General features: G+C 74.4%; 9 protein-coding genes. 4 read left to right on the top strand and 5 right to left on the bottom strand.

The window, feature by feature from the left end; translation table 11 throughout:
* Positions 1–33: 33 nt before the first annotated feature.
* Complete coding sequence (locus ABZ497_RS17515) at positions 34–984, top strand: LysR substrate-binding domain-containing protein (RefSeq protein ID WP_359806041.1); 951 nt, start codon at positions 34–36, stop codon at positions 982–984.
* 75 nt (positions 985–1,059) lie between these two features.
* Here ABZ497_RS17515 and ABZ497_RS17510 read toward each other — a convergent pair whose 3' ends face one another.
* Positions 1,060–1,686 (bottom strand): TetR/AcrR family transcriptional regulator, encoded by a 627-nt coding sequence (locus ABZ497_RS17510; RefSeq protein WP_329489405.1) that lies wholly within the window; start codon positions 1,684–1,686, stop codon positions 1,060–1,062.
* Positions 1,687–1,841: 155 nt separating this feature from the next.
* Here ABZ497_RS17510 and ABZ497_RS17505 point away from each other — a divergent pair, with 155 nt between their 5' ends.
* Entirely contained in the window at positions 1,842–4,073 is a 2,232-nt protein-coding gene (locus tag ABZ497_RS17505; protein ID WP_359806038.1) for an MMPL family transporter, read from the top strand.
* Between the two features lie 63 nt (positions 4,074–4,136).
* Here ABZ497_RS17505 and ABZ497_RS17500 read toward each other — a convergent pair whose 3' ends face one another.
* From ABZ497_RS17500 to ABZ497_RS17490, 3 genes are all read right to left on the bottom strand, one after another.
* A complete protein-coding gene (locus ABZ497_RS17500; RefSeq protein WP_359806035.1) occupies positions 4,137–5,984 on the bottom strand; it encodes a SpoIIE family protein phosphatase in 1,848 nt (615 codons plus the stop codon).
* A 79-nt stretch (positions 5,985–6,063) separates the two neighbouring features.
* Entirely contained in the window at positions 6,064–6,759 is a 696-nt protein-coding gene (locus ABZ497_RS17495) for a methyltransferase domain-containing protein (RefSeq protein ID WP_359806155.1), read from the bottom strand.
* A gap of 650 nt (positions 6,760–7,409) precedes the next feature.
* Positions 7,410–10,388, bottom strand: coding sequence for a BTAD domain-containing putative transcriptional regulator (locus ABZ497_RS17490; RefSeq protein WP_359806032.1), 2,979 nt, complete (start codon positions 10,386–10,388; stop codon positions 7,410–7,412).
* Positions 10,389–10,603: 215 nt separating this feature from the next.
* On the opposite strand from ABZ497_RS17490, the gene ABZ497_RS17485 reads away from it, so the two are divergent.
* Entirely contained in the window at positions 10,604–10,855 is a 252-nt protein-coding gene (locus tag ABZ497_RS17485; protein WP_359806029.1) for a hypothetical protein, read from the top strand.
* Between the two features lie 118 nt (positions 10,856–10,973).
* Here ABZ497_RS17485 and ABZ497_RS17480 read toward each other — a convergent pair whose 3' ends face one another.
* A complete protein-coding gene (locus tag ABZ497_RS17480; protein WP_359806027.1) occupies positions 10,974–11,291 on the bottom strand; it encodes a hypothetical protein in 318 nt (105 codons plus the stop codon).
* A 204-nt stretch (positions 11,292–11,495) separates the two neighbouring features.
* Here ABZ497_RS17480 and ABZ497_RS17475 point away from each other — a divergent pair, with 204 nt between their 5' ends.
* Positions 11,496–12,254: a GntR family transcriptional regulator gene (locus ABZ497_RS17475; RefSeq protein WP_359806024.1), complete on the top strand. Its 759-nt coding sequence runs from the start codon at positions 11,496–11,498 to the stop codon at positions 12,252–12,254.
* The last annotated feature ends 48 nt before the right edge of the window (positions 12,255–12,302 follow it).

The raw sequence follows: 12,302 nt of genomic DNA, 5'->3' as shown, positions 1-12,302 counted from the left end.
CGCAGGGGCACCACGCGCAAACCCGAGGCCGCTGTGGGGAGTGCCACACCCCGTGGCCCCCGCGCGCCCACCGTCGCCCAGCTCAAGGCCTTCGTGGCGGTGGCCGAGCACCGGCACTTCCGCGACGCGGCGGCCGCCACCGGGACCAGTCAGCCCGCCCTGTCGGGAGCGGTCGCGGCGCTGGAGGAGTCGCTGGGCGCGCAGCTGGTCGAGCGTACGACACGCAAAGTGATCGTCACTCCCCTGGGGGAGCGCGTGCTCGAACACTCGCGCCGGGTGCTTGCCTCCTTGCAGGCCCTGACCGAGGAGGTGGAGGCCGCCCGCCGGCCGTTCACCGGTCCGCTGCACCTCGGCGTCATCCCGACCGTCGCCCCCTACCTGCTGCCCACCGTGCTGCGGCTGGTCCGCGACCGCTATCCGGAGCTGGAGCTGCACGTCCACGAGGAGCGCACACCCTCGCTGCTGGAGGGGCTGGCCGCCGGCCGGCTGGACGTGCTGCTGCTCGCGCTCCCGGCCGGCGGGGCCTCGCCCACCCGGGACATCCCGCTGTTCGACGAGGACTTCGTGCTGGTCACCCCGCCCGGGCATCCGCTCGCCGGGCGGATCGACGTCCCGCGCGACGTGCTGCTCGACCTGGAGGTGCTGCTGCTGGAGGAGGGCCACTGCCTGCGTGACCAGGCCCTCGACATCTGCCGCGAGGTCGGCGCCGACCCCGGTGGCTCCACCACCCGGGCGGCCGGGCTCTCCACCCTGGTCCAGCTGGTGGCCGGCGGCCTCGGTGTCACCCTGCTGCCCACCACGGCGCTGGACGTCGAGGCGGGCCGGACCGACCGGCTGGCCGCCGTCCGCTTCGCCGCCCCGGCGCCCGGGCGCCGGATCGGGCTCGCCACCCGGCCGGGCTCGGCCCGCAGTGCGGAGTACGACCGGTTCGCGGCCTCGCTGCGCGAGGTGCTGGTGGAGCTGCCGGTCCGGATCGTCGAGTAGTCGGGCCGGGGCGCCGGGCCGGGCCGGGCTTGCCGGTCCGGCCCCGCCCCGCACCCGCCCCGCACCCGCCGCGGGTCAGCCGGTCCGGGCCGCCGAGCCCAGGCAGAGCCCGACCGTGGTGGCGACCAGCAGGTCCAGCGCCCGCAGCGCCTCGGCGTCCGGCTGCTCGCCGGTGCTGCGCAGCACCAGGTAGCGGTCGGTCAGCCCGTCGAAGCCGGTCAGGAAGTGCGTGGCGATGTCGCGCGCGGGCAGGGGCAGCTCCAGGCCGTGGGCGGCCGCGAGGGCGTCGAGCATCTGCGAGGCGGTGTCCTCGATCTCGTGCTGCAGCCCGCGCATGATCTCCTGGAGGTCGGGGTCGCGCAGCGCCAGCGCCGCGAACTCGTCCAGCAGGACGCAGCGCCCCTCCTCGCCGGTGGCACCCGCCCAGAGCGCGTGCACCATGGCCCGGATCTGCTCGCCGAAGGGGCCGTCGCCCGGTGCGGCGTCGCGCACCTGGCCCACGAACTCGGCCGTCAGCTGTTCGACCACGGCGCGGTAGAGGTCCTTCTTGGTGCCGAAGGTGTAGTGCACCGTCGCCTGTGCCACCCCCAGCTCGGCCGCGATCGCCCGGGTGCTGCCGGCGGCGACGCCCTCGCGGGTCATCAGGTCGATGGCGGCCCGGACCAGTTGCGGGCGCCTTTCGGAGGCGGGGACATGTGCCATTGGGCCAGGGTAGCGCCACGGTCAAATAACTCGGTCGAGTGAATCTGTCGGTCGATTATGTCGGCCAACTTTGTCAGGTGACAAAGTTGGCCGTACGGTGGAGTCCGACCTGTTCGGGCACCCGCTCGCCGACCGACGTGATCGAGGGTTCACTCATGGCCACGTACCTGTACCGCCTCGGCCGCTACTGCTTCCGTCGCAGGCGCGCCGTGCTCGCCGTCTGGCTCGCCGTGCTGATCGCGGTCGGCGGGGCCGCCGGGGCCTTCGCCGGCAAGACCAGCGACGAGTTCAAGGTGCCCGGCACCGAGGCGCAGAGCACCCTGGACCGCATCAAGGGCACCTTCCCGGAGCAGGGCCACGGCGCGGCCCAGGTGGTCTTCGGCGCCCCGGCGGCCGGCGGCATCACCACCGCGGAGGCGGCCGGGGCCGTCAGCGCGGCGGTCGGCCGGATCGCCGCCGTCCCCGGGGTCGCGGCGGTCCCCGACCCGTACGCCACCGGCGCGCTCTCCCCGGACGGCAGGGTCGCGCTGGCCCTGGTCTCCTTCGACCGCCCGCTCGCGGACGTCACCGACCAGCAGCGCGACGCGGTCCGGGCGGCCGCCGGCCCGGCCGGCGACGCCGGGCTGACCGTTGCCTTCGGCGGCGACGCCTACAACCGGATGGCGCAGGTCGACGGCGGTGAGGCCGTCGGCCTGATGGTGGCCGGCGTGGTCCTGGTGATCACTCTGGGCTCGCTGGTCGCCGCCGGGCTGCCGCTGCTGACCGCCCTGCTCGGGGTCGGGGTGGCGATGGCCGCGCTGCTGGCCCTCTCCCGCTCGTTCGAGATCATCACCACCGCGCCGGTGCTGGCCCTGATGGTCGGCCTCGCGGTCGGCATCGACTACGCCCTGTTCATCCTCTCCCGGCACCGCCGGCACCTCGCCGAGGGCCTGGAGCCGGAGGAGGCGGCGGCCCGCGCCAACGCCACGGCCGGCAGCGCGGTGGTCTTCGCGGGTCTGACCGTGGTGGTCGCGCTCGCCGGGCTCGCCGTCGCCGGGGTGCCGTTCCTGACCGTGATGGGCCTGTCCGCCTCCGGCGCCGTGGTGGTGGCGGTGCTCGTCGCGATCACCCTGCTGCCCGCGCTGCTCGGTTTCGCCGGCCGGGCCATCGACCGGCTGCCGGTCTGGCGGCGGGCGCTGAAGGCCCCCGGCCGGACGACCCTGGGCGAGCGCTGGGCGACCTTCGTGGTGCGCCGCCCGCTGGTCGTGCTGTTCACCGGGCTGGCCGCGCTGGGCGTCCTCGCGGTGCCGGCCGCGAGCCTCAGCCTCGGCCTGCCCGGCGGCGGCTCACAGGCCGCCGGCACCGACGCCCGTACCGCGTACGACCGGATCGGCGAGAGCTTCGGCCCCGGGTTCAACGCACCGCTGGTGGTCGTCGTCGACGCCGGGAGCGCGGCGCGGCCGGAGCAGGCCGTCCAGGGCGTGGCCGCGAAGCTGGGCACCCTGGAGGGGGTGCGGACGCTGCTGCCCCCGACCGTCGACGGGCCGAGCGGCACGGCCCTGCTCACCGTCATCCCGACCACCGGCCCGGACCACGCCGACACCAGGAAGCTGGTCGGGGAGATCCGCGACCAGCGCGACGACCTGCGGGCCTCGACCGGCGCGCGGATCGACGTCACCGGCACCACGGCCGCCAACATCGACGTCTCCGCCAAGCTCGGCGACGCCCTACCGCCCTTCGTGGCGGTGATCGGCGGCATCGCGCTGGTGCTGCTGGCGCTGGCCTTCCGTTCGGTCCTGGTGCCGCTGAAGGCGGTGGCCGGCTTCCTGCTCAGCATCTCGGCCTCGCTCGGCGCGGTGGTCGCGGTCTACCAGTGGGGCTGGCTGGACGGGCTGATCGACGTGCCGAAGGTGGGCCCGGTGGTGAGCTTCGTGCCGATCCTGCTGATCGCGGTGCTGTTCGGGCTGGCGATGGACTACGAGCTGTTCCTGGTCTCCGGGATGAAGGAGCACCACGTGCACGGCATGGCGCCCCGGGAGGCCGTGGTCGCCGGGGTGAAGAACGGCGCGCGGGTGGTCACGGCGGCCGCCCTGATCATGGTCGCGGTCTTCGGCAGCTTCGTCTTCGGCCACGACCCGATCGTCCAGCCGATCGGCTTCGCGCTGGCGGTGGGCGTGCTGGTGGACGCCTTCGTGGTGCGGATGGCCCTGGTGCCGGCCGCGATGACGCTGTTCGGCAGGGCGGCCTGGTGGTTCCCGAAGAGCCTGGAGAGGGTGGTGCCGCGGGTGGACATGGAGGGCGAGCAGCTGATGGCCCGGCTGGAGTCGGAGCGGGTCGCGCCCGAGGGCACGACCGGGGCCGGGGGCGCCGAGGAGAGCGGCGCGGCGAAGGAGCCGCAGCGGGTCTGACGGGCCCGTCCCGGAGGGCGTCCGGCCACGACGGCCGGGCGCCCTCCGGCGTACCCGGCGGGCCTACGGCAGCCGCTGTTCGAACCAGACGACCTTGCCGGTGCCCAGGCGGGTGGCGCCCCAGCGCTCGGCGCACCTGGCCACTATCTGCAGCCCGCGCCCGCGTTCGTCCTCCGGTCCGGTGCGCCGCGGGCGGGGCAGCAGCGGGCTGTCGTCGCCGACCTCGCAGCGCAGCCGGGAGGTGCGGACCAGGCTCAGGGTGACCGGGCGGGTGGCGTGCTGGACGGCGTTGGTGACCAGCTCGCTGACCATCAACTCGGTTGCCTCGCTGAGCTCTTCGAGCCCCCAGCGGCGCAGTGTGTGGGCGGCCAGCCGGCGGGCCCGGCCGGGCGTCTCGTTGCGCGGCTGGAGGTACCAGTGCGCGACGTCCCCGGCCGGGATGCCGTCGAAGCAGGCGGCCAGCAGCGCGATGTCGTCACCGCGGTCGCCCGGCGGCAGGATCCGCAGCGCCTCCTGGCAGAGCTGTTCGGGGGTGTGCCGCTGGGTGGCGGCCAGCCGGGCCCGGAGCAGCTCCAGTCCGTCGCTGAGCGGGCGGGTGCGGGTCTCCACCAGGCCGTCGGTGAAGAGCAGCAGGGAGGAGCCGGGCGGGGCGGGCAGCTCGACGGAGTTGAAGTCGACCCCGCCGACGCCGATCGGCGCGCCCGAGTCCAGCTCCAGCAGCTCGGCCGTGCCGTCCGGCCCGACGAGCACCGGCGGGACGTGCCCCGCGTTGGCGAGCACCACGCGGTTGGCGATCGGGTCGTAGACCGCGTACACGCAGGTGGCCAGGTGCTGTTCGCGGCCGAGCCGCTGGGCCTGTTCGTCCAGGTGGTAGAGCACCTCGTGCGGGGGCAGGTCGAGCGCGGCCAGGGTCTGGGCGCTGGTGCGGAGCTGGCCCATGATGGCGGCCGAGGTCAGCGAGTGGCCCATCACGTCGCCGACGATCAGCGCCACCCGGTTCCCGGGCAGCGGGACGGCGTCGTACCAGTCCCCGCCGACCTGCGCGCCGCGCTCGCCGGGCAGGTAGCGCTGGGCGAGCCGGACGCCGTGCGGCTGGGGCAGGCGCAGCGGCAGCATGCTGCGCTGGAGCTCGTTGGCTATCTCCCACTCGCGGGCGTACCGCAGGGCGGTGTCCACGGCGAGCCCGGCCTGGGTGGCGAGGTGGGCGGCGGTGGCGGTGTCGGTGGCGTCGAAACTGGGGCGGCCGGTCTTCTCGGGCGGCCGGCGGATCAGCACCAGCAGGCCGAGGACGGCCTTGCGCCCGCGCAGCGGCAGGGCGAGCACCGAGGAGCCCGGGCCGAGCCGGGCCAGCCCGCGCGGGCCGTACAGCTCGCGCAGCAGCTCGGTGGTCCGGTCGGGGCCGGCGGCCGGGGAGCCGGCCGCCCCGAGGACGGCGGCCTCGGCGGGGCGGCGGCTCAGCAGGGTGTGCGCGAGCGCACCGCCCCGGGTGACCGGGGTGGCGGGCCCGGTGTCGGCGGTCGAGCGTGAGCCGTACCGGGTGCCGTAGCGGGAGCCGCGGTGGTCGGAGCCGGTGGTCGGCCGGCCGCGGCGGCCGAGCCGGGTGCCGAGGCTGTGGTGGATCCGCAGGTCGTCGGGGAAGCCGGGTTCGCGCTCGACGTTGGGCAGCGGGTCGCGCAGGTGCACGACGGCGGCGTCGGCGAGGGTCGGTACGAGGACGCGGCAGATGTTGCGCAGCGTCGCGGCCAGGTCCAGGGCGCTGTTGATCCGCCGGGTCGCGGAGTCCAGGTAGGCGAGCCGCTCGGCGACCTGTCCGGTGGCGCTCGGCGCGCTCCCCTCCGGGGCCGGTGGCGTGCGGCGCGGGCCCGGGAGGGCAGGCGGCTGTCCGGCCTCGGGTTTGAGCTGGTCGCGCACGGCTGCCTGTCCTGGGATTGATGGGGAGTGGTGGCTCTGCTGGTCCGGCGGTCGGTCGGTGGGGCGGTGTGGCGAACGGTCAGCCGACGCGTCGGCAGCAGAGGAACAGCTGCTCCTCCGGCGGCAGCGAGGTGCTGGCCGGCGCGTACGGATGCCCCGACCGCTCCTCGACCGCGAACCCGGACTCCACCAGGACCCGTTCCAGATCCTCCCGCAGATACCCGCTGATCCGCAGCTCCCGTCCGAGGAACGGCAGTGGAACGTGATCCAGGTCCGCCTCGACCATACCGAGCGCCAGCAGACCGCCGGGCCGCAGGAGCGCGCGCAGCCGGGTCAGCACGGTGGGGATCTCCTCCTGGGGGAGGAGGATGAGGGAGAAGAAGGCGGTGACGGCGTCGAAGGTGCCGCGGCCCCGCGGGCCCAGGTCCGGGAGGTTCCAGGCCCGGTCGGCGCGCCGGGTGGCCAGGTCGTACATGTCGATGCGGTGGAAGGCGGGGGCGAACGGCCCGTTCGGCGCCGCCGCGCGGGCCAGGGTGAGCATGACGTCCGAAAGGTCTATACCGGTGACGCGCATCCCGGCGGCGGTCAGCTGTCGGACGGTCGGATCGCCGGTGCCGCAGCCGATGTCCAGCACGGCGGCGCCCGGTTCGAGCCGGGCCAGCAGCCGGCGGCCGCAGGCGAGCTGGCCGCGCTTGGCGGGGAAGGCCTCGCCGTAGCCGGCGCCGATGGTGTCGAAGGCGACGGCCTGCAGGGCCCGCTCGGCACGGCGGCGCAGGACGTCGGGACCGTCGTCGCCGTCCGCGTCCTCGTCGAGGGGGGACGGGTCGGATATCTGTCCGGTCGTCACGATTGAGAGGCACCTTTCCACCCGGGCCTCCGGTCGGCCGGACGAGGCCGGCCCGCCGTCCTGCCGGCGCCCGCGTTGCCCCGCCGGCCCGCTGCCGGTGGCGGTACGTCACGCTCCCCGCGTCACACTGACTGCACGCTGACACTTTGCACAGGGACACTCTGCACCGCGGGAGCGCCGCCGCGCTGCCGTTTCCGGACGATCCGCCGGACGGGTGCCGTCATGTCTGTACTGGCATCTGAGAATATGCGTGATCACTGCGCCGTGGAATCCCTTTCCGGCCAACTCGTGACGGTTGGGGTGCTGTGGCCCGGCTTGCGGAAGCACGGGGGGTGCGGGCCGGGGTGGTGCGGTCGGCCGCCGCACGCCGCGGGGCCCGTCGGAGCACGCCCCCGGCCTGCGGATCCGTCCGCGTCCGGGGCCGGCAAGGCGACGTTTATCGAACGTCAATCGGCCCGGTGCACAGTGGAGTCCAGCGCCGGGGAAGCGTTGAGGGTGCTCCCGCAGCCGGGGGGCTGCGGGAGCACCGAACGCACGGGGGTCGGCCCCCACGGGGGAAGCACGGGGGTGTGCGGGGCCTACGGCGCGGGGGGAGAGAGGGGCTCGGTGTGCTGCTGGGAGATGAGGTCCGCCACGGGGGAGGCCTCGGGCACACCGAGCCGTGTGAAGATCACGTGCGCCTCGCGCAGACAGGCCAGCCCGCGGGCCGGCTGGGCCAGGCCGAGCAGCGCCTCGCCGAGGGCGGCGTTGGCGAGGCCCTGGCAGTAGGCGGAGTCCATCTCCTGCCCGATCGCCAGCGACTCCTCGGCCGCCTCGGCCGCGTCCGCGTGCTGGCCGGCGGCGAGCAGGCTCACCCCGAGACGGGCCAGCGTGTAGCCCTCGCGGAGGCGGTTCTGCTGGGAGCGGTAGAGCCGGTGGGCTTCATGGAGGTGGGCGACGGCGGTGCCGGGCGCGCCGCCGGAGGAGAGCACGACGCCCAGCTGGTACAGCGTGTCGGCCAGGCAGGGGCCGTTCTTCGAGGCCCGGGCGCTGGCCACCGCGTCGGTGGCGGAGCGGACGGCTGACCGCGCGTCCCCGACGTCGAGCTGCGCCCGGGCGATGTTGCCCAGCAGCCGGGCCTCGCCGATGGGGGCGCCCACCACCCGGCTGATGGCGAGGGACTGCTCGAAGAAGGGCAACGCCTCGGCGGAGCGGTCGGCGACGCTGAGGATGATGCCCAGGGTGTTGGTGGCCATCGACCGCAGGATGGTCAGGTCGTCGCTGTCCTGGAGGCTCAGGCTCTTCAGCAGCGAACGCTCGGCGCTCTGGAAGTCGTTGGTGACCGACTGCAGGGTGCCGCGGGCGAAGTGCACCCGGGCCAGCACGGCGGAGTCCTGGTACGACTCGGCGTTGTCGTCGGCGACCTCCAGCATCCGCCGGACCCGTGGACCGTGGGTCGGGTCCTCCACCAGGCTGTCCAGGACGATCAGCAGGTCGACGGCGGGTCGCAGCAATTCGCCGGGACCGCTCACGGCGGCCTCGACCAGGCTGAGCAGCACCGCGATCTCGCTGCGCAGCCACGCCTGGGCCGATTCGCCGTCCGACAGGCTGAGACCGGGGGAGTTCAGAGCGTTGAGCGGCTCCGGCAGCTGGTCGTCCGGCTCGATCGCCTGGGCGGCGTTGCGGACGGTCGGCAGCATCAGGTCGAGCAGCCGCCGCACCGCGGCGTGCTGCTCCTCGACGTCACCGATCCGCTCGTTCTTGCGCTGCGCGTAGAGCCGCAGGAGGTCGTGGTACCGGTAGCGGCCCGGAGCGAAGCACTCCAGCATGTTCGCCTCGACGAGCGCCTCGGCGAGGTCCTCGGCAGTGTGTTCCTCGACGCCCAGCAGGGCGGTCACGGACGACAGCGGGAGGTCCGGGGAGTCGATCAGGGAGAGCAGTCGAAAGGCCCGCGCCTCGGGGGCGGAGAGCTGCGCGTAACCCAGTCCGATGGTGGTCTCCACCGCCAGGTTGCCGAGCTGGAGCTCGTCCAGCCTGCGCCGTTGATCGGCTAACCGCCGGGCGAGGTCGGAGACGCTCCAGCGCGGCCGGCTGGCCAGCCGGGCGGCGGCGATCCGGACGGCGAGGGGCAGGAAGCCGCAGGCGGTGACCACGGCCATGGAGGCCTCGGGCTCGGCCGTCACGCGCTGCTCGCCGACGATGGCCGAGAAGAGCGTGAGCGCCTCCTCGGGCGTCAGCTCCTCGACGTCGACCAGGTGGGCGCCGGGGATTCCGGCGAGCCGGGACCTGCTGGTGGCCAGCACCGAGCAGCCGGACACCCCGGGGATGAGCGGCTGGATCTGCTGGGCGTCCTGCGCGTTGTCCAGCAGGATCAGCATCCGCCGGCTGGCGAGCAGCGAGCGGTAGAGCGCCGCGCGCTGGTCGAGCGAGTCGGGGGTCTCGGTGACGCCGAGCGCGTGCAGGAAGTCACCGAGCACCACGGCCGGGTCGGCGGGTGAGGCGCCCGCGCCCCGGAGGTCGACGTACAGCTGTCCGTCCGGGAACTCGGCGCGCACCCGGTGCGCCACGTGGACGGCGAGGGTGGTCTTCCCGACGCCGCCGATGCCGGCCAGCGAGGTGACGACCACGGCCTGGCCGGTGGCGTTCATCAGGACGGCGGAGAGGTCGGCGACCAGGTCGGTGCGTCCGCTGAAGTCCGATACGTCGGCGGGCAGCTGGGCCGGCGGGGTCACCGGGAGCGGCGCGTCCTCCCGGGCGGCGGCGCCGATCGGGGCGACGGCGGGGAGGGTCAGGGCCGGGTCGGCGGCCAGGATGCGGGAGTGCATGGTGGAGAGCCCGGCGCCGGGTTCGACGCCGAGCTCGTCGATCAGCAGCTTCCGGGTGTCCGTGTAGACCCCGAGCGCCTCCGCCTGGCGGCCGCACCGGTAGAGCGCGAGCATCAGCAGCTCGCGCAGCCGCTCCCGGAGCGGGTGTTCGGCGGTCAGGGAGCTCAACTCGCCGACCATGTCGGCGTGCAGGCCGATGTCGAGGGCCACCGCACACCGTTCCTCGGAGACGGTGACGTGCCGTTCGGCCAGCCGCAGCCGCTGGGACTCCGCGTACGGGCCGGGAACGCCGGTCAGCGCCCGGCCGGTCCAGAGGCCGAGCGCGCCCACCAGGAGGCGGTGCGCCTCGTGCAGGTCTCCGGCCACCCGGGCCGCGGTGGCCTCGGACGCCCGGCTCTCGAAGACCGTGACGTCCAGGGCATCGGGCGGAATACGCAGTGCGTACCCGTCACTGACCGATATGAGCAGTTCGGCGGGGCGGCGAATTTCGCGCTTCGGCTCGATGACGGCGCGAAGGCGCGAGATATATGTCCGCAATGCGGCAATGGCCTGCGTCGGGGGCCGATCTCCCCACAGTCCGTCGACGAGATCCTGGGTGGTGACGGGACGGCCGCCGTGCAGAAGCAGCGCGGTGAGGACGGCCTGTTGCTGCGGTGAGCCGAGGGACACCGGGGCGCCGTCGAGCCAGGCCTGTACGGGACCGAGTACCTGGAAGCGCAGCGCCGACGCGGGCGGCGTCTCCCGAAACTCCATGAAATCCCCCGATGGCCTGTGCTGTCGATTCCGTGAAGGGCGCTCGGCGGTCCGCCGCGTGGTGGCTTCAGCTTAGGCGGAGGGCCGACTCTGCCGGACGAACCGGCAAGCCGCACGATGTTTATCGGACATTTAATCAGCCCTACGATACTGACGGCGTGCCCGCACCAAACCGGTGGGGCGGAAGACATTTGATGACCGAAAGGCGGCCGCCCATGGCCAACGACCAGCGCGACACCCCCGCGTCGACCACGGAGGCCGCTGCGGAGGCGGGCGCGGCCGTCGAGGGCGCGGTGGCCGCGTCCCCGGACCAGGCCGCGTACACCGAGCCGACCGCCGACCGGAAGGCGGACCTGGAGGACGACCTCTTCGGGGGCGAGGCCGACCGGATCGTCGAGCCGGCCGCGCCGAAGACCGAGAAGGGCGGGCCGTACGAGCCCCAGGGCGTCATCGCCAGCCGCCCGTAGTCGTTCGGAAGCCGGTGCCCCGTACCCCGCGCTCGGTGGGGCGCGGGGCGCTCGTCGTTCTGCCCGGCGCCGCGTCCCCTCCCGCCGGGGCCACCGCCGGCTCCGGCGGCCGGGCCCGTCAGGCGACCCGGCTCTCGTTGAGGCGCGAGTCCTGGTTGCGGGCGGCGAGCCGGGCGCTCGGCCGGGCCCGGCTCTCCGGCGCGGTCCGGGGGCGGGGCGGCCCGGGGGCCGGGCCGGGGTCGTCGGGGGACGGGTCGGGTGCCGGGCCGACGCGGTCGGGTGGGGCGGTCCACTCGCGGCCGCCGCCCGGGGGCCGCAGGTAGTGCTCTCCGCCGAGGGTGTCCATGTAGATGCCGGTGCGTCCGGTCCTGGTGTCGAGGACGAGTTCACCCACACGCGGTCGGTAGGCCGCGGCGTTGCGCTTACGGGTGCTCACCGCAGTGCTCCTTGCTCTGGTGCGGACGCGGCGGTGGATGCGCCGGTCCTGGTCGCTGTCGGTGCCTGTGTTCTGCTCGGCGACTACCCAGCATCTCTAGAGAAGCTAATATCTCTAGAGATGTCAACGGGCCCGACCGGTCATACCGACCTACCGGCGGCCGGCGGTGGGCCTACGATTTCCGCGAGGACGAGGGAGCAGGCGATGGTCGGCAGCAGCGGCGGGAAACAGCCCAAGTACCAGCGGATCGCCGACGCGCTCAAGGCGGCCATCGACACCGGGGAGTACCGCGCCGGCGACCGGCTGCCCGGCGAGAACGACCTCATGGAGACCTACGGCGTGGCCCGGATGACGGCCCGCCAGGCGCTCGGCGTCCTGCAGAGCGAGGGCATCGCCGAGGCGCGCAAGGGCGCCGGGGTCTTCGTCCGGGACTTCCGGCCGCTGCGCCGGCGCGGCATCCAGCGGCTCGCGCAGGGGCAGTGGGGGTCGGGACGGTCCATATGGTCGGCGGACATCGACAACCGGACGCTGGTGGTGGACCAGGTGTCGGTCACCGAGCAGGGCGCGCCGGAGCACGTGGCGCGGGTGCTCGGGGTCGATCCGGGGGCGCCGATGTGCGTGCGGCACAGACGGTTCGTGCTGGACGGCAAGCCGGTGCTGCTCTCCACGTCCTACCTGCCGGCGGAGCTGGTCGCCGGGACGGCGATCACCCGGGAGGACACCGGGCCGGGCGGCACCTACGCGCGGCTGGCCGAGATCGGCGCCAAGCCGGTGCACTTCCGCGAGGAGGTCCGGTCGCGGATGCCCAGCGCGGAGGAGGGCGTCCGGCTGGAGCTGTCGGCGGGCACGCCGGTCATCCTGATATGCCGCACCGCCTTCGCCGACGAGGGCCAGGTCGTCGAACTCAACGAGATGACGCTCGACGCGGCGTCCTACGTGCTGGAGTACGACTTCGACGCCTGAGCGCCCCGCGCGCGCCCGCCCCGGTCGCGGAGTTCGCGGCCGGGGCGG

This window comes from Kitasatospora sp. NPDC005751, assembly GCF_040630835.1.
Taxonomy (GTDB): domain Bacteria; phylum Actinomycetota; class Actinomycetes; order Streptomycetales; family Streptomycetaceae; genus Kitasatospora.
Note: the sequence above shows the minus strand (reverse complement) of the source record. Positions and strands in the feature narration are given on the sequence as shown.

Bases quoted from the DNA above. Each gene is read 5' to 3' on its own strand.
- ABZ497_RS17475 (WP_359806024.1), top strand. From the start codon at position 11,496: ATGGTCGGCAGCAGCGGCGGGAAACAGCCCAAGTACCAGCGGATCGCC.
- ABZ497_RS17490 (WP_359806032.1), bottom strand. From the start codon at position 10,388: ATGGAGTTTCGGGAGACGCCGCCCGCGTCGGCGCTGCGCTTCCAGGTA.
- ABZ497_RS17485 (WP_359806029.1), top strand. From the start codon at position 10,604: ATGGCCAACGACCAGCGCGACACCCCCGCGTCGACCACGGAGGCCGCT.
- ABZ497_RS17510 (WP_329489405.1), bottom strand. From the start codon at position 1,686: ATGGCACATGTCCCCGCCTCCGAAAGGCGCCCGCAACTGGTCCGGGCC.
- ABZ497_RS17505 (WP_359806038.1), top strand. From the start codon at position 1,842: ATGGCCACGTACCTGTACCGCCTCGGCCGCTACTGCTTCCGTCGCAGG.